Here is a 19,080-nt window from a genome sequence, read left to right as displayed (position 1 = left end):
AGATGAAAAAGATATTTATTTTATTAGTATTCTTTCCGTTTGTCATATTCGCACAAAGTCAAACGGAGAATTATACAGAAACCAAGGTTTATAAGCAACCTACGACCACCCCGGTAACAGGGCATGATAAGGACAAGGTGATGACTACCATTCAATATTTTGATGGATTAGGAAGAGTAAAACAAACCATTGGTGTAGCAGCTGGAGGTAATGTAGTTTCTGATAATGTGGTGCCTATAGATTGGCAACTCAATAATACAGCCACAGCTTTTTATAATCGTAATGGAGCTGCAACCGAAAACAAGGTGGTAAATGGAGCTACTCCTTTTGGAGCTACCGATTTGTTATGGGAATGTAAACCCGATGCTACTAGCAACGCAGATGGAGGTTGGAATACCGATTACTTTACTATCGATAATACCAAAACGTATCGATATACAGTATGGGTAAAACGTACAGCTTCTCAAGCGGGAACGACTTACCATGGTACGCAGAACGTAAATAACTTAAGCGGGACTGAAAATAACAACCCTTATTTTTGGGCAGGTGATTTGCCTCAACTAAATACCTGGTATTTGATGGTAGGAATCGTACATCCTCATAGTTATACTGGTGGAGATACAGGAGAAAGTGGGGTGTACGATCTTAACGGAAACAAGGTCATAGATGGTACCGAATACAAATGGCGTCCAGGAATCGATCAAACTCGTTTTAGAAATTACCTGTATTATTGTACAGATACTAACGTACGACAATACTTTTGGAACCCTCTAGCACAGGCTATAGATGGTACTGAATTATCGATACAAGATATTGTAAATAGAAAATCAGCATTTGTTACTGAAGAAAAAGCTAGTGATATCGTGACTCATGTAAGCTATGATGCTTTAGGAAGACAAGCCAAGGAATATTTACCTTTTGCCAGCCAGAGTAACAATGCCAATATCCGCACCGGGGATGTTGGACTTACAACTCAAAAATACTATCAACAAAAATATGAAGAAGACTTTGCAGGAGTAACTTTGCCTACAGGGGTAAATGCGTATTCTGAGAAAGCATTTGATGGTTCCCCACTCAACAGAGTAGTGAAACAAGCAGCACCAGGTAAAGACTGGAAATTAGGTAGTGGGCATGAGATTAAGTTGGGCTATCAAACCAATGGGGTAAACGAAGTAAGAATGTATAGCGTAGCAACCAGTTTTGCCAACAACACCTATACACCAACATTGCAAGGAGGTACAAGCTATTATGGTCAAGGGGAGTTGTATAAAACAGTAACCAAAGATGAGAACTGGACCTCAGGAGTGGATCACACTACCGAAGAGTTTAAGAATAAACAAGAACAGGTTGTTTTAAAAAGAAATTACAATGCAGATCAACCGCACGACACGTATTATGTATATGACGACTTTGGAAACTTAACCTTTGTAATCCCTCCCAAAGCAGACACGTCTGATGGTATCTCGAACAGTGAGCTTACCGAGCTGTGTTATCAGTATAAATATGACAACAGAAACCGTTTGGTAGAGAAGAAAGTTCCTGGTAAAGGGTGGGAGTATATCGTATATGATAAATTAGACCGTCCAGTACTAACTCAGGATCCTAATTTAAAGTCAAAAAATCAATGGTTGTTTACCAAATATGATCATTTAGAAAGAGAGGCATATACTGGTATTTTTACTTCAAGTAACTCACGTATTTCTTTGCAGCAGACCTTTAACTCCAAAAATAGTGCGGAGAGTAATTACGAGACTCGAGTTTCTTCGGGATATACATTGGGAGGCGCATTTATTTATTATTCTAATAGTGATTTCCCTACTTCAATTACTGAAGTATTAACAATTCAATATTATGACGACTATTTGGTGAATAGAGAAACCTCTCCAATTCAGGTAAACTCATATGGTGTAGATTCTGAGTTAAAGGTAAAGGGATTACCTACGGTTTCAAAGGTAAAAGTATTAGGGTCTTGTTGTACGTTAACGACGACGATCTCTTATTATGATGAAAAAGGTAGAGTTATTCATAGTTACATTAGAAACCCATATTTAGGAACAACCGATATTGTAGAAAGTAAGTTAGACGATTTTACAGGAAAAGTACTAGAAACCAAAAGCACTCATAAAAAGACTGGAAAAACCGATGTAGTTACTGTAGATCGTTTTGAATATGATCATATGGATCGAGTGGTTAGTCAAACTCAGCAAATCAACAATCAAACCTCAGAACGTATTGTAAAAAATAACTATGATGATTTGGGGCAGTTGGCTAGTAAAGTAGTGGGTAACGGTACCAAATCTGGATATAAAGATATCACTAGCGGAATCACAATGAGTAATAATGAGATCACCAAAGTGAGCGGGGGTGGCTGGGCTGTTGGTTTGGCTACGCAAGGTAGTTTTGCTAAAGATGGGTATGTTGAGTTTATTGCCGGTTCAGACAATACCCCGATGATGATTGGGTTGTCTAATAGTAACAGTAATGCGCATTACAACACAATTAATCACGCTATTTATCTCTATTGGACAAAAAGACTGATCATTTATGAAAATGGGAGTCATAAAGGAGAGTATGGTAAGTTTGCAATTGGAGATGTCTTCAGAGTAGAACGTATAGGTAATACGATCCATTACAAAAAGAATGGGGACACCTTTTATGTTTCCAAAACAACTTCGTCTGGGAGTTTGTTGGGAGATATCTCAATGCATACCAATGGGGCAAAGATTAGAGACTTCAAGATTGTTGATAATTACAAAGGGCTTCAAAAAACAGATTACAAATACAATGTGCGTGGTTGGTTAACATCAATCAATGAGGATGCAATAAATGATAATGATTTGTTCAATTTCAACCTGAGATATAATACAGGTGGTGATCCAAGCAAGAGGCTGTATAATGGACATATTGCACAAACGAGTTGGCAGACTCTAAATAACGATGCCAGCACTAGAGCATATACGTATACGTATGATGCGTTAAACAGAATTACTGGTGCGGTTGGTACTCAGAATGACCGATATAATGTAGGAGGGATTACATATGACAAAAATGGAAATATACTAAGACTACAGCGAAGAGGACATACTAATACAGCTGCAACTACTTTTGGGTTGATGGATAACCTAGTATACTCTTATGACAGCGGGAATAAGCTCACTAAAGTACTGGATAACGGTAATGATAATTATGGTTTTCAAGATGGAGCAAACGTAGCTACAGAGTATTCTTATGATACCAATGGGAATATGAAAACGGATGCAAACAAAGGCATTACAGGAATCACCTATAATTACCTCAATTTACCTACTAGAGTAACTATTACAGGCAAAAATATTGATTACAAATATGATGCAGCCGGGATGAAGTTACGAAAGACAGTAAATGGTGTGACTACTGATTATGCAGGGGGGTATATGTATAAAAATGGAAGTTTACAATTCTTCCATCATCCAGAAGGATACGTAGAAAACAATAACGGGACATTTAATCATATATATCATTATAAGGATCATTTGGGGAACATTCGTTTGTCGTATACCGATGCTAACAAAGATGGAGAAATCACAGCACCGACCACAGAGATTTTCTTTGATGACCTAAGCCATAGTGCTGGATGGAATAGTGTAGGGGCGCTACATGGCTCCTCCGCAAGTATCGATAGTAAGCATGTCGTATCCGGAACCAAAGCAGTGAAACTATCCAGAACCGGGTCGGGTGAAGTATTTGCCCATAGTAACCAGTGGATCACCATTAATAATAGCACTGCTACCGATTATATCTTTTCTGGGTGGATTTATATAGAAACGCCAAGTACTTTCTATGGCCGAATGTTATTATTCATGAATGAAAATGAAGAAACAGGGTATTTTACACAGATAGCAGTGAGTGATAAGATTTATGAAAAGAACAAGTGGGTATACATAGAAAAACGAGTGACTGTGCCTGCCAATATCGATAAGTTGAACCTCAGAATTGATGTATATACCAATGGTGCCGAAATTGAAGGTTGGTTTGATGACTTACGAATTATCAAAGTGAATGGTACAGTAGGTAATGAGATTGTAGAGGAAAAGAATTACTACCCATTTGGGTTAACACACAAAGGGTATAACAATATGATTTCTTCACTAGGGAATGCAATGGCTAAAAATTTTGGATATAATGGGAAGGAACGTAATGAAGAGCTAGGATTAGAATGGTATGACTTTGGAGCTCGTAATTATGATGCTGCTCTAGGGAGATGGATGAATATAGATCCACTTTCGACAGAGTTCTATAGCTATTCAACTTATAATTCAATGATAAATAATCCTTTGAGTTATGTAGATCCAACAGGTATGTCCGCTGAGTGGGTCCCGGAAGTAGATGAAAATGGTTCTGTTTCTTATATAGCAGAAGAAGGTGATAGTGCATCTACTTTATCTGATCAGTATGGGATAAGTCAAGAACAAGCAGAAGAAATAACAGGAACGAATGGGGATACTGAGATAAAAGAAGGAACAAAGATATCTGGTGAAAAAGTTGCAGATGTGACAGGAAGTGATGTCCTAAAACTAGATTTTACATCCGATATGGCTACGGACCAAAGAAAGTTTGATCAAATTTTGTTTGCGAACGATTATTCGAGAGCACTAGGTGATACAGGATTTAAGCCTAATGACTTTTTTACTAATTTGACTTCATCTAGTACCGGATTTACTTTGAGGAATGTTAATTATAGTTTTGAAGGTAAATCGTATTTAGTTAAATCCGTTAACATTATAGCAAATAGTAATTGGAACTGGAAGATTAGTAATTCTGTTGGGAGGCAAGGGTCTTCAATGAAAGATAGAGATGGGAACTATTCTGTTAATGTGCAAGTGTACAAAAATGGAGGGAATAGCAAATATAAGTTGCCTGCAATGTATTTAAAAGTACCATCTCATGAAGCGGGTGAACTTCAAGATAGACTTCATTCTGTGCAAAAAGTAGAAAAAAAATGGGTTCCAATCAAACACTAATGAAAATTACAATTGGATCATTCAGGTTTTATCCTGAATGATCTGACTATTAGTAAATCAAAATAATTTAGGCAATTCAACTCAAACTAAAATATAATAGCAACACCATGCAAAGCTTAGCATGAATTGCATGGTGTTTTCTCAACTGCTTTTGTTTTATTCTGTTTTTTAATTTTTAATTGACGATTACCAAATTTAATTGATAAAGTTGAGGACATAAGGGTCAAAAAATAGGTGTGGTATACGGGGTAGACAGCAATTATGCCGCACCAGGGCCCTTGTGATTATTCTTCCTGATCATATTTGATGATCCATGGATTGGTAGTAAAATAATTCCAAGGAGTGTTGGCCAGATCCACTTCGGGATCAATAAAAGGCCTACGCTTTTTACCATTTACAGAAACACTACTTTTTACATATACCGAAATATCTTTACCTTCTTCGGCGTATATTTTTTTAAGACGTTGCGCAAATTGCCAGATGGCATCAGGCTTGGCCGCTACCGTTCGCAATTGCTTTTTGGATAAGTAGTTCTTTTTATTAATATACTTTCTTTCTGCATTAGGATCTGCTTTGTCTACTATATAAAAATTAGTAATACCCGATCTCCCTCTCAACATCATACGCCAGCTCATGCGATGACCTTCTTCGGTCCACAGCACATCTCCGGGGATAAACCAATGCCGTACAGGTAAAGCAATCTGTATCACAAACCAGATTATAGCCACAGGAATCAGCACCTTTTTGTAAGAGGGAACAATGACTTCGTTTTTATTGTAAAACTCTTTCTTTTTCATAAAAATGGCGTGAATCCGTTCTTTGGAAAAGAAAAACACGGTAAAAGCCAGTGATAAATATGGAAAAATCCCAATTTGAAAGATGATCGAATTGAAAATATGAAAGAAAATACTAAAGAAAAATGCAGCTAATCGAGTTCTTCTCCATAAGAGAAGAGGAACAATAAGTAAATCAAATAAAATCCCAAAATAGGTGATACTTACATGGGCCCAATGTCCTTGTAGTAGATCCCCAATAATAGGGTAGTATGCTCTACCCAGCATTAGGTTTTTGGCAACACTATAGTCCAGCCAATCTGGGTATAATTTGGCTACCGAAGCATAGGTGTACACAATCCAAAGTTGTGCAATGATGGCCAAAACACACCATCGGGGCATGGATATTTTCTTTAGAGCAGGATTGCGTTTTACGTCTATAGAAAAATAATTACCAGCAGGCAATACACTCATCATGATCAATAATAACAATAGGAGATAGTAATGATTGTTATACGAGGATTTTTGCATAAAATACACCCCAGCCCACATGATGGTGTAGGCAAGCATGCTCCATCGGTATTTAAACCCAACCATGACTAAAAGCCCAAAGATGCCCATTACCGCAAAATAATAATACATGCCGTCACCGGGTAGAGGTTGTAAAAAGTCCAGCCCGATAAAATTGAAGGTAAACTGAGGTTCGATCATCGTGCGGGTGATCCAACCGGTAAAGATAGCCCCAATCGCTTCTGCGGCAATCAGGAATCCAAAAAAGACTCTAAATATAATTAAGGCACTATTATCAATTTGAGTAAATAGCCAACGATTGATCATACCAAAGAATTTATGTATTCGCGAGAAAATTCTTCATCTTGTTGCATCGCTTCCTGAAGTTCCTCGACCGAATTGAATTTTTTCTCGTCTCGAATGCGTTTAAGCATTTCGATCTGTATTTTTTTATCGTATAAGTTAAAAGAAGCATCAAAAAAATGCGTTTCTATCGTTTGTTGCTCGCCATTTACGGTAGGATTTGTCCCGATATTCATCATTCCAAAATAGAGTTTGTTGTCGATTTTGGATTGTACCACATATACTCCCTTTTTTGGGATGAGTTTGTACTCTTCGGGGATGTGCAAGTTGGCTGTTGGGTAACTTAATTTTCTGCCGAGTTCTTTTCCTCGTACGACTTTACCCGTAAGCATAAAGTTATAACCCAAATAGGTATTGGCCTTGATAATATCTCCATCGGCCAGTGCCTGTCGTATTTTTGTGGAGCTTATCGCTACATCATCAATATCCTGTTTCGAAATTTCTTCTACCGTAAAATCATTTTGAATCCCATAAGAAGCGAGATCGGTAATATTCGAATTGCGATTACGCCCAAAACGGTGGTCATATCCTATGATGACATGACGGATATTAAGCGCATCGATCAGCATTTGTTGCACATACTCTCCGGCAGTAAGTCTCGAAAACTCTTTGGTAAACGGATGAATGACCAAATTGTCTAATCCTGTTTTTTCTAGAATTTGAATACGCTCATCGATGGTGTTGATCAACTTGATGTCGGAATCTTGTTGCAGCACCATTCTAGGATGTGGAAAAAAGGTAAGAACAACAGATTCTATTCCGTTGGTTTTTGCACTTTCTACCAGGCGTTCAATTATTTTTTTATGGCCAATGTGTACACCATCAAAAGTACCTATGGTCACTACGGTTGGAGTTATATTGGTGTATGTATCGGCGTTATGATATAGTTTCAAGAAGTAAAGTTTTTGAAGTATAAAATTACGGAAATGTTGGTATACATTTCTTTATTTTCCGTTAAAGATGTTCATAGTATTGGCTAAACCAGCCGTTGCAAACGACTTGATGAGTCCGATACCTTTTTCAATTCGTTCGGGCATGGCACTGCTTTCTTCTTCATTCCATTCGCCCAATACATAATCTACTTGTCGTCCTTTGCTAAATTCTGCCCCCACACCAAATCTAAATCTGGCATATTTTGAAGTTCTTAATTGTGCTTCGATATCTTTAAGTCCGTTATGTCCTCCTGCACTGCCTTTGGCTTTGAGACGGATCGTACCAAATGGAATATTGATATCATCGGTCACCACCAAAAGGTTTTCTACGGGGATTTTTTCCTTTTCTAACCAGTAGCGAACGGCCTTACCGCTCAGATTCATATAGGTGTTTGGCTTTAAAAGAATAATACTACGTCCTTTATGTTTGTAGAGCGAAAGATCTCCTAACTTTTTGGTTTCAAAAGTTAGGGCTTCTTCTTTTGCCAGCGCATCTAAAATTTTAAATCCGATATTATGGCGGGTATTATGGTATTTGGGACCAATATTTCCCAAACCAGCGACAAGAAATTTTTTCATTGGATCTTCTTCCTGGATTTCTCTTTTCTCTTTTGAAAATAGTTTTCTAAAAACAGAAATCATATTGTTCTTTTTTTGGGTGAGGGATAGTAGTGATTACCCCGCAGATTATGAGCCCTGAGATTCAATACCGAGTGTATCGAAGTGCTCTCGAAGGACGAATAATCGAGGAGTAAAAACGGATAGCCCGACCGAAGTGCAACGGAGGGCACCCCCTCAATAATCGTAACAAAAATAAAAAAAGCATCCCGAAATTGATCAGGATGCTTTTATACTTTATCAATGAGAGATGATTAAGCTTCGCTAGCCGCTTCAGTAGCCTCTGCAGCTGGTGCTTCACCTTCTTCTTCCTCTTCTTCTTCATCCACAGCATTACGAGAGGTTTTCACCTGACAGATTACTGTGTTGTCTGGGTGTAGAATCGTAAAGTCATCACTCGCTACATCGGTTACATATAATTTGTTTCCGATTTTTAGTTGAGTGATATCTCCTTCGATAACATCAGGAAGTTTGGCAGCAAGACCTTTTACTTTGATACGTCTAAGGTTGAAACGCAATACACCACCATTTCTTACACCACGAGAGTTACCAACCGTTCTGAAAGGAATTTCCATAGTGATGGCCTTGTCGTCGAAGATTTGAACGAAATCGATGTGTAGAATTTTATCGGTTACAGGGTGAAATTGGATATCCTGTAAGATCGCGTTTATTTTTGTGCCATTATCCAACGCTACTACCACGGTATGAACGTCTGGAGTGTACACTAAATCTTTGAAAGCAATTTCTGGAGCTGCAAAGTGTACAATAGTGTCTCCACCATAGATCACACAAGGTACCTGTCCAGCATTACGTAGGGCTTTAGTTGCTTTCTTGCCCACGCTTTCTCTTTGAGATGCGTTGATTGTTAATGATTTCATTTTAAAAATTTATATATTACTAATTTACATTATAAACTTAGAGCTGATCGACTCGTTATGGTGCACTCGGTGCATCACATCGGCAAATAGATTTGCACAGCTAACCACTCTAATTTTATCACTTTGTTGTTTTAGAGGAATCGAATCGGTTACGATCAACTCTTCTAGTTTTGAGTCATTTAATCGGTCATAAGCACTACCTGATAAAATTGGGTGAGTACAAATAGCTCTTACACTTTTTGCTCCTCTTTCCATCATCAAATCTGCTGCTTTGGTCAATGTCCCCGCAGTATCTACCATATCATCTACTAATACTACATTCTTTCCGGTTACATCTCCAATCAATTCCATGTGCGAAATCACATTGGCTTTGGCACGTTGCTTATAACAAATAACTACATCGCTTTTTAATGCTTTTGAATAGGCGTAGGCTCTTTTGGAACCTCCCATATCCGGAGATGCAACAGTCAAATCATCCAGCTTTAGTGATTGCAAATAAGGCAAGAAAATCGTAGAAGCATACAGGTGATCCACCGGTTTTTCAAAGAATCCCTGAATCTGATCGGCATGTAGATCCATAGTAATGATTCTTGTTGCTCCTGCTGTTTCAAGCATTTTGGCAATCAATTTTGCAGCAATAGGAACTCTAGGTTTATCTTTTCTATCCTGTCGCGCCCACCCATAATAAGGTAATACTGCGGTAATATGTCTGGCTGAAGCTCTTTTTGCAGCATCCAGCATCAATAGCATTTCCATAAGGTGATCAGAGTTTGGATGCGTAGATCCAATGATAAATACTCGAGACCCTCTTACCGATTCTTCAAAAGAAGGTTGAAACTCACCATCGCTATATGTGGATGTGATCACATTTCCCAATTCTGCACCGTAAGCGGTTACTATTTTTTCTGCAAGTTCTGTACTTTGATTACACGCAAAAAATTTTGCTTCAGTGTTTACGGGTGGCATAGGGTAAAATGTTGTATTGTAATGAGTTAAAACTAACTTTTGAAAAACAAGGTGCAAATTTAAAAATTTATTTTAACTCTCCTGCTTATTTTATTACTTATTTGCTGGTAGGGAATAAATATTTTTTTAATTTTGCCGTCTAATTCAATACCAAATTGCTCAAGTGGCGGAATTGGTAGACGCGCTGGATTCAAAATCCAGTTCCTTCGGGAGTGTGGGTTCGATTCCCACCTTGAGTACAAAAAGGACATTCATTTTATAGTGAATGTCCTTTTTTAATTTTCATTCTACCAAGTTTTATCAAAATCTTAAGAGTTGTCTCACATATTGGTATTGTAATATGGGTTTTAATTAGGTAATTTTAGCTAATGAAACCAACCACACAACAACTACGAGAAATACCCGATTTCTTGAATGTTCCTGACCAGCAATTGCAATGGTTGATCGATAAATCTGATATTGAGACGTTTACACAAGGAGAATTTCTGTTTAAAAGAGGAGATGCTACCGAGCATTTATCGATTATTCTCGAAGGGAAAATCATCATCAAATTAGAGCAAAATGGAAACTTCAAAGTAGTTGGGGAAATTTCGAAAAATGGAATTGCAGGGCTATTGCCATTTTCCAGGATGAGTTCTGCCGCAGGGTATGGAGAGGTCACCCAGGATGCCAAAATCCTTCTTCTGGAAAAATCCTTTTTTAAAGAAATGGTAGCCAATCATTATGAACTCACAGAATCCTTGGTACATAATATGACCTCTCGGGTGCGAGAATTTACCAAAAACAATGTGCAGTCAGAAAAGATGATGGCCTTGGGGAAATTGTCAGCGGGCTTGGCCCATGAGTTAAATAACCCAGCATCTGCAATGGTAAGCAGTGCCAAAGCCTTGAAGAAACATCTAGCGCATGTTCCAGAAAAATTCAAAAGAGTGACTTCGATACGTATTACAGGAGATCAGGTAGATACCATCAACGATATTCTTTTTAATAGCATTACCAATCGCCCAGAAAATAACATGAAACTTACCGAACGTGCCGAAAAAGAAGACGAGCTAGAAGAATGGCTAGAAGATCATGGGCTGGAAGATGCTTTCGAACTTACCGAAACCCTGATCGATTTTTGTATCGACATCCCAGCTTTACAAAAGATTTATGACACCACTGGAGAAGAGAACTTTGCCAGTGCTGTAGAATGGATAGAGAATGTATTGACTACCGAAAAAATCGTAGATGAGATTAGTGAAGCTTCAGATAGAATAGCCAAACTGGTGCAATCGGTAAAAAGCTATACGCATATGGATCGGGCTCAGGAAAAAGTAGCGGCCGATATCCATACCGGGATCGATAGCACATTGGTGATGTTGAAACATAAACTAAAAAAGAAAAATATCGTAGTAGAAAAGCATTTTGCTAGCGAGCTACCCCACCCCAAAATATTTATCAGCGAGATTAATCAGGTCTGGACCAATTTGATCGATAATGCGGTGGATGCCATGGAGCCTTCGGGGCGATTGCAAATTACAACCAACAAAGACAAAAGTTTTATCAAGATTGATATTACCGATAATGGGAAAGGAATTCCGCAAGAACATATTGGAAATATTTTTGATCCCTTTTTCACTACCAAAAGTATCGGGGAAGGTACAGGGATCGGATTAGAAGTTGTACAACGAATTATTAACCAACACAATGGAGATATAAAAGTGACTTCACAACCTGGAGCAACCACGTTTACCGTTTGTTTACCTATAGATTAATATGAAAGCGATTACAGATATACAAGGTACATTTCAATTGCATAATGGGGTAGGTATGCCTTATTTTGGTTTAGGAGTGTATTTGGCCGACAATGAACAAGAGGTAGTAAATGCCATACACTGGGCACTGGAAACAGGATATAGACATATCGATACCGCAAGTATTTATAAAAACGAAGAAGGAGTGGGTAGGGCGATACAAACTAGTCCAACCCCAAGAGAAGATATTTTTGTGGTAAGCAAAGTATGGAATGCCGATCAGGGATTCGAAAATACATTGAAGGCGTTTGAAGATAGCCTAAACAGATTGCAGCTGGACTATCTGGATTTGTATTTGGTGCATTGGCCGGTGCAAGGAAAATATATCGATACCTGGAAAGCCCTGGAGCAATTGTATAAAGAGAAAAAAATTAGAGCGATCGGGGTGAGTAACTTTATGAAACATCATCTCGAAGATTTGATGCAACATACCGAAATCGTTCCTATGGTCAATCAAATGGAATTTCATCCGCATCTTGTACAACAGGATTTGATCGATTTTTGTAATCAGAACCATATTCAATATGAAGCATGGTCTCCCATGATGCAGGGTAAAATATTTGATCTGAAGATCCTGGATCAATTCGCCGAGAAGTATAAGAAGACCGTCGCACAAATTGTATTGCGATGGAACCTTCAGAAGGGCGTAGTTACCATCCCTAAATCTGTAAAAAAAGAAAGAATACAATCCAATGCCGATCTGTTTGATTTTGAATTATCCCAAGAGGATATGGATCGCATAGATGCCTTAGATCAAAATAAACGTACTGGGCCAGATCCAGATAATTTTAATTTTTAAGGCAGAAGTAAACACTAGATAAGAAATGAAAAAACCCATCCTATTTGCATTAGACGACGATGAGCAGGTATTACGTGCAGTAACCAGAGACCTGAAATCGCAATATCGCAAGGAATATAGAATTATGAGTACCCTTTCTGCCAATGATGCGCTGGAAGCCTTGGTAGATCTCAAGAAAAAAAATGAAACCGTTGCCCTTTTTTTGGTAGATCAACGTATGCCCGAAATGCTGGGTGTAGAATTTTTAAGCGAGGCAAAGAAACATTTTCCAGAAGCCAAAAAAGTGTTGCTTACCGCTTATTCTGATACCGACGCCGCCATCAAAGCGATCAATGATGTGCAGTTGGATTATTACCTTACCAAACCCTGGAATCCACCAGAAGAAAAACTGTATCCAGTGTTGAATGATCTTTTGGATGCCTGGCAGTTGAATTTTCAACCTGATTTTGAAGGTATTCGAGTAATTGGCTATCAGTTTTCTCCAAAATCGCATGACATCAAGGATTTCTTATCCGGAAACTTATTTCCGTTTCAATGGTTGGATATAGAAACCAGCGATAAAGCGCAAGAATTGGCAGAATTACATAACCTTAACCCCACAGATATGCCTGTAGTGTCTTTACAGGATGGGAGCTGTTATAAAAACCCGGATATTATCGAGTTGGCCACTGCTTTAGGACTCAATGCACATCCGCAGGATAACCTGTATGATGTAGTGATTATTGGTGCAGGCCCATCGGGATTAGCAGCAGCAGTATACGGCGGATCAGAAGGACTCAAAACACTGCTTATCGAAAAACATGCTCCGGGAGGTCAGGCCGGTACTAGTTCCAGAATTGAAAATTATTTAGGATTTCCAAAAGGATTGAGCGGACAAGAATTAACCCACCGAGCGATTACACAAGCCAAACGATTTGGTATCGAATTTTTATCCCCACAAGAGGTGACTTCGATTTCCGAAAAAGATGGATACAAAAGTTTAACCTTAGGAAACGGAGAATGCATTAGTACCAAAAGTGTGGTGATTACTACCGGAGTAAATTACAGAAAACTAGAAGCCGAAGGAATTGATCAATACACAGGGGCAGGAGTGTACTATGGATCATCGATGACCGAAGCACAGGCCTGTAGCAATAAAGAAGTATATATTGTTGGAGGAGGAAATTCTGCAGGGCAATCCGCAGTGTACCTTTCCAAATTTGCCAAAAACGTATACATCGTAGTGCGCAAAAAGGATTTGAGCAGCAGCATGTCTAGTTATCTTATTGATCAGATCGATGCCATTGATAATATTACGTTACTAGGGCATACCAATGTTACCAAAGCGATGGGGGAGAACGAACGTTTAACTACTTTAGAACTTACCTGTAATAATCCTGATGAGGTAAGAGAAGTTCCAGCTGATGCCTTATTCATTTTTATTGGAGCTCGCCCCTATACCGATTGGATCGAATTAGGAATCATTAAAAATGAAAGAGGATTTATTGAAACCGGTAGAGATCTAAGTAGATATGATGATTTCAAAAAAGTATGGAAAAAAGATAGAGAACCCTTTTTACTGGAGACATGTAGTCCCGGAGTTTTTGCCTCTGGAGATGTGCGAGCAGGAGCTATGAATCGTGTAGCTTCAGCAGTAGGCGAGGGGGCCATGGCCATTAAGTTTGTGCACGAATATTTATCTGAAATGTAATGTTTGAAAAATGAATCCAGTATGCCACTAAAACCCAAAATATGTGATCACCTTAAGGATTTTGATGCAGAAAACCTTAAAAGACATGAACGTTTTGAATGTGCAGAGTGCGTCAAAACTGGGGATACTTGGGTGCATCTTAGAACTTGTCAGATTTGTGGGGTCACCCTTTGTTGTGATTCTTCTCCTAATAAACATGCCAGCGCACATTATCAATCTCATAAAGATCATAACATTGTGATTTCTGCAGAGCCTAATGAGCGTTGAGCCTGGTGTTATGAACATAAGTCCTTTTTAGCGTATTGATTAAAAAAAAATCGAGTTATGCACCAAACTTCTCTGCATACTCTGTCGGGGTTTTTTTATAATACTTTTTAAACGCTTTTGAGAAATATTTTGGGTCTTTAAAACCTACTTTATATCCAATTTCTGAAATACTGTACTCGGTCTGTTCTAATAACTGACTTGCTTTTTTCATGCGAACAGAAAGAATAAACTCTTTAGGAGTAAGGTTGGTCCAGGCTTTAATTTTTATAAATAGCATAGTTCTGCTCAACCCAAGTTCCGAACAAAAAAAGGCAATATTAAAAGTAGGGTCGTCAATATGATTTTCTACTAGAGTCAACGCCTTATGGAACAGTTTATCATCTACTGAAATATGATCTTCATCACTTAGTATATTGGTATTGATTTGTTGTTCTAATCGCTTCTTTGTATTAAGAAGATTGTTGACAACCAACAGAAATTCTTTGATATTAAAAGGTTTTTCAAAATAAGCGTCTGCACCAGATTCTAAACCTTCAAGTTTATGTATTTGCAATGATCTTGAGGTAAGCAAAATAATAGGAATATGGCAGGTTCTGTCATCGTTTTTTAGCTGGTTACAAAGTTCGGTTCCTGATTTTTTGGGCATAATTACATCGCTAATAATAAGACTAGGATGATATTTTAGCGTTTTTCGATAAGCGTCTTCTCCATCTATAGCATAAATAATACTATAAGACTCTTTTAAGAGATCAATCATGTACTGTCTAAACTGATCATTATCTTCAACTATCAAAACCACTTCTTTTTCCGTAGAAACAAGCATGTTTTTGAATTCAACTTCTATGGTATTTTCCGTTTTTGGGATCATCTCTGCATGATTGGAAATATAACCTTCCTTAGCAGTTGAGATTTCGTTTTCCTTTAAGTGGGCTTTCCCTTTTTTCAAAAATACTTTAAACACAGAACCATTTTGTTCTTCACTATCTACGGTTATCTTACCATGATGTAAATCAATAGCTTTTTTGGCGATAAAAAGCCCGATACCACTACCTTGATTGAAATGTTTTTGATATTGCAAATCACTAGCCACTTCGTAATATTTATCAAAGATTTTATGTATAAACTTTTCATCAATTCCTTTCCCATTGTCAGCAATTTCAACAATCACATGATCTGTATCCTGATTTACTTTAACACTAATGATCCCTCCTTTTTTAGTGTATTTGAATGCATTAGAGATCACATTAAAAAACACCTTTTCTAGTTTCGTTTTGTCATAATACAATTGGATTTCATCCTCGACACTTTCAAAAGAATAAGTGTAATTTCCTAGGTCAGCATATTCTTCAAAGGAATGATAGATGTTTTTGATAAATCTTACAATATCGTCGTTTTCGGTCAGCAACTGGGTGTGGTGGTTTTCTAACGCTCGGAAATCCAAGAGCTGGTTGGTGAGTTTCAATAATTGGCTAGCATTACTCTCAATGACCTGAAGTTTTTTGAAAACCTCTTTGTTGCCTTTATAATTTTCAATCACTTGCTGTAATGGAGCAAGGATTAAGGTTAGGGGAGTTCTAAAATCGTGAGAGATATTTGTAAAGAACTCAAGTTTAGATTGATTAATTTCTTTTTGCTGAATGCGCTCTTTTCGTTCTGATCTTAATTTATGAGAAAGGATCAGCTTTGCCCGCATGTTGTTGTAGATCAGATACAAGGTAAAAACTACTGCCGAGAAGTATAAAAAATAAGCTAATGGTGTTTTCCAGAATGCTGCTTTTAGTGTAATGGGTAGAACAGTTGCAGTTTTATTCCAGGTTTCTTCATTATTCGCTTCTTTTACTTCAAAAATGTAATTCCCTGGTTTTTGAATGGTGTAGGAAACCTCATGATTATCGGTAAACTTCCAATCGTCATTCAATCCTACCAAACGATATGCATACTTGTGGTTTGGGTTGATGAAATTAGGAAGTGCAAAATTGATCGAGAAAGAATTTTGATCATAGTTCAAGGTGATTTTATCCAGATAGGAAATATTTTCATCAATGGTTTTTCCGTTGATCTTAAATTCAGATAAAATCACGTTTTGATCAAAATTGTTTTTTTTGACTTGTTTAGGATTAAAAAAAGAGACGCCTTTAATTCCTCCAAAGTATAAATTTCCGTTTTTAGATTTTAGGTAAGAGTTGTTGATAAATTCGTTACCCATAAAATTCTCTGATTGGTTATAGATGGTAGCTCTTTGTAAAGAAGGATTGTATTTTACCATCCCAAGATTACAACCGATCCAAAGGTTTTGCTGCTGGTCTTCTACGATACTAAATGCTGAAGTAATTTTAGAATTCAAAAGTTTGAAATCTACTTTTGTAAATTGATTACCTTCAAATTGTAAAACTCCTCTTTCTTTGGTGCCTACATAAATTTTTCCTTCTACGGTTTGATACAAACTGATCACATTATGCCCATAAAAGGTGTTTTGATCATATAGAAAATGAGCAACTGGCGGAGAGGTTTTGCTAATATCATCATACCTAATTTTGTTAAGTCCTTTGTCGGTACCTATCCAGAGGTTTTTGTCCTTGTCAAAAATCATCGTGCGAATACGGTCATTGGTGACCCCGTTAGATCCCAGATCAGATACTCCGATATGAGTTACATCTAATGTATTGCGATTTACAACAAAAACACCATCTCCAAAGGTTCCAAAAACTATATAGTTTTCTACAGCCGTGATTGCATAAATGGATTTGTTTTCAAGAAAGGTATTGATATGTTTTAATTCGGGAGTGTCATCGAATTTTTGAGTGGTAAGATCAAATAAATGAACTCCAGATTTTAAAGTACCTATCCATAACTTGTTGTTCTTGAGGAGTAGGGATTTGATATTTGAACTCAAAAGTTTTTTATGAAGTGCCTGTGTGGTATTAAGATCAGATGTACCATCGCTATGTACTACTTTTATTCCTTGGCCTTCTGTGGCAAAATAGAATCTATTTTGATCATCCTCTACCATAGCACTTACGACTCCCAAATCTAATGCCAGGGAGCCACGAATATCATAAAAAGTACTAAAGCTGGTATTGAAAGGGTCCCAAAGATTAATCCCACCATAATAGGTTCCTATCCAGATAGATCCGTTACGATCCATAAAAATTTCTTTAATACTATTTTTACTTAGACTTTTAGGATCTCCTGGTTGTGTAGTGACATGAAGAATACTTTGATCTTTTTGAATGATAAATAGTCCATTATAAGTACCCACCCATAAGTTTCCTGCCCTGTCATAACACAGTTTACGTATGTCCCGACTAGCGATCGAAGGCGTCGTTGTAGGTAAACTTTGATAAGGAGAAAAGTTACGTTTATTTTTGTCAAAGACCAGTAGTCCATTACTTTTTGTCCCTATCAATAGATTGCCATCTTGGTCATTGCTTATCGCCTGGATTTGTATGTTTCTGGATTCATTGTTTACAATCCATGGATATTTAACGACCTTAAAACTGCCGGGTTGGATCTGATAAAGTCCTTTTGTAGATCCAATCCAAATTTGATGATTTTGATCTTTAAAAATAACCGCTATGGTGCTGCTTGAAATTTCCTTTCCATATTCCGAAGCATCTTGGATTTCTACAAATTCGACATTGTCTTTTTGATAAATAAATAAACCACTCGAAGTACCTAGCCAAAGCTGATTTTGATCAATCTCTTTTATGGTTCTTATAGAAAAATGCTGGTTTTTATTGTCTTCGGTAGTGTAGAAGTACCGTGTGAATTTTTGTTCTTTTGGATCAAAACGATTTAAACCGTTGTACGTTCCCACCCATATATACCCATCGGTGTCTTCCAGAATAGAAAGAATGTCATTATTACTAATGGAGGTGTCGTTCTGGGGATCGGTTTGATATACTGTAATTTCCTCTCCATCGTATTTATTAAGACCATCTCGTGTACCCATCCAAACTTGACCTAATCGATCTTGTTCTATGGCTAAAACTGTACTTTGCGATAATCCCTCGGCGACAGATAGATGAACAAAGTTATTGAAGTTGTATTCTTGAGATATAGCAAAAAAATGAACTACCCATACTAGTATGCTAATAGTGTATTTCATTATTCATTGGGGTGATTGGTTAAAGAACTTTTAAAGATAACGCCAAATTTTTGGAATATTATGAATCCATCTTGACGAGTTTACTTTATAAAGATAAAATATACTTCGATACAATAATAACTTTTTCGTGCTTTGTAGTAGAATTTTCGTTCTGAAAATCAGATGTTTGTATTTTTTTACCCCTATTATCGTACTCTTGAACCTGAAAGTTTCCTTAATATTGAATCATCAAATTTTGATCTATTACCCCTGGATGATTTATTTGATTAAGGAACACTAAACAGAAATTTGGGAAAAATTAGGATAACCGTTAAACACAAACCTAACACTATGAAAACAATGAGATCTCGAAAATCTGTACATAATATACAAAACGAATA

The 19,080-nt window shown here is 37.4% G+C and carries 11 protein-coding genes and 1 tRNA gene; 6 read left to right on the top strand and 6 right to left on the bottom strand.

The features are described 5' to 3' along the window. Window positions 1-2: 2 nt before the first annotated feature. Window positions 3-5,000, top strand: a complete 4,998-nt coding sequence (locus ACXAGJ_RS14810; RefSeq protein ID WP_474840932.1) for a DUF6443 domain-containing protein — start codon at window positions 3-5, stop codon at window positions 4,998-5,000. 284 nt (window positions 5,001-5,284) lie between these two features. On the opposite strand, the gene ACXAGJ_RS14805 is transcribed toward ACXAGJ_RS14810, so the two are convergent. The 5 genes from ACXAGJ_RS14805 to ACXAGJ_RS14785 form a co-directional block, all read right to left on the bottom strand. After that, window positions 5,285-6,610 (bottom strand): HTTM domain-containing protein, encoded by a 1,326-nt coding sequence (locus tag ACXAGJ_RS14805; protein ID WP_474840931.1) that lies wholly within the window; start codon window positions 6,608-6,610, stop codon window positions 5,285-5,287. Further along, on the bottom strand, window positions 6,607-7,539 hold the full coding sequence (locus ACXAGJ_RS14800) for a bifunctional riboflavin kinase/FAD synthetase (protein WP_073321670.1): 933 nt from the start codon (window positions 7,537-7,539) through the stop codon (window positions 6,607-6,609). Before ACXAGJ_RS14800 ends, ACXAGJ_RS14805 begins: the two co-directional genes overlap by 4 nt. Before the next feature lie 51 nt (window positions 7,540-7,590). After that, window positions 7,591-8,220: an aminoacyl-tRNA hydrolase gene (gene pth, locus ACXAGJ_RS14795; RefSeq protein WP_474840930.1), complete on the bottom strand. Its 630-nt coding sequence runs from the start codon at window positions 8,218-8,220 to the stop codon at window positions 7,591-7,593. A gap of 230 nt (window positions 8,221-8,450) precedes the next feature. Then, a complete protein-coding gene (locus ACXAGJ_RS14790) occupies window positions 8,451-9,074 on the bottom strand; it encodes a 50S ribosomal protein L25/general stress protein Ctc (protein ID WP_474840929.1) in 624 nt (207 codons plus the stop codon). Between the two features lie 24 nt (window positions 9,075-9,098). After that, window positions 9,099-10,040, bottom strand: coding sequence for a ribose-phosphate pyrophosphokinase (locus ACXAGJ_RS14785; protein ID WP_073321661.1), 942 nt, complete (start codon window positions 10,038-10,040; stop codon window positions 9,099-9,101). 157 nt (window positions 10,041-10,197) lie between these two features. On the opposite strand from ACXAGJ_RS14785, the gene ACXAGJ_RS14780 reads away from it, so the two are divergent. The 5 genes from ACXAGJ_RS14780 (at window position 10,198) to ACXAGJ_RS14760 (ending at window position 14,592) form a co-directional block, all read left to right on the top strand. Continuing rightward, window positions 10,198-10,279, top strand: a tRNA-Leu gene (locus tag ACXAGJ_RS14780). Window positions 10,280-10,408: 129 nt separating this feature from the next. Beyond that, a complete protein-coding gene (locus tag ACXAGJ_RS14775; protein ID WP_474840928.1) occupies window positions 10,409-11,797 on the top strand; it encodes an ATP-binding protein in 1,389 nt (462 codons plus the stop codon). A gap of 1 nt (window position 11,798) precedes the next feature. Next, entirely contained in the window at window positions 11,799-12,635 is an 837-nt protein-coding gene (locus tag ACXAGJ_RS14770) for an aldo/keto reductase (RefSeq protein WP_474840927.1), read from the top strand. Window positions 12,636-12,660: 25 nt separating this feature from the next. Then, window positions 12,661-14,325, top strand: a complete 1,665-nt coding sequence (locus tag ACXAGJ_RS14765; RefSeq protein WP_474840926.1) for an FAD-dependent oxidoreductase — start codon at window positions 12,661-12,663, stop codon at window positions 14,323-14,325. 21 nt (window positions 14,326-14,346) lie between these two features. Next, complete coding sequence (locus ACXAGJ_RS14760; protein WP_474840925.1) at window positions 14,347-14,592, top strand: UBP-type zinc finger domain-containing protein; 246 nt, start codon at window positions 14,347-14,349, stop codon at window positions 14,590-14,592. 55 nt (window positions 14,593-14,647) lie between these two features. Here ACXAGJ_RS14760 and ACXAGJ_RS14755 read toward each other — a convergent pair whose 3' ends face one another. Then, the gene (locus ACXAGJ_RS14755; protein ID WP_474840924.1) at window positions 14,648-18,700 is read right to left on the bottom strand and encodes a hybrid sensor histidine kinase/response regulator transcription factor; all 4,053 of its coding nucleotides are present in this window, start codon (window positions 18,698-18,700) and stop codon (window positions 14,648-14,650) included. Between the last annotated feature and the right edge of the window lie 380 nt (window positions 18,701-19,080).

The sequence above is a fragment of the Aquimarina sp. AWH4_224 genome (assembly GCF_056160245.1).
This window is presented reverse-complemented; position numbering and strand designations above follow the sequence as displayed.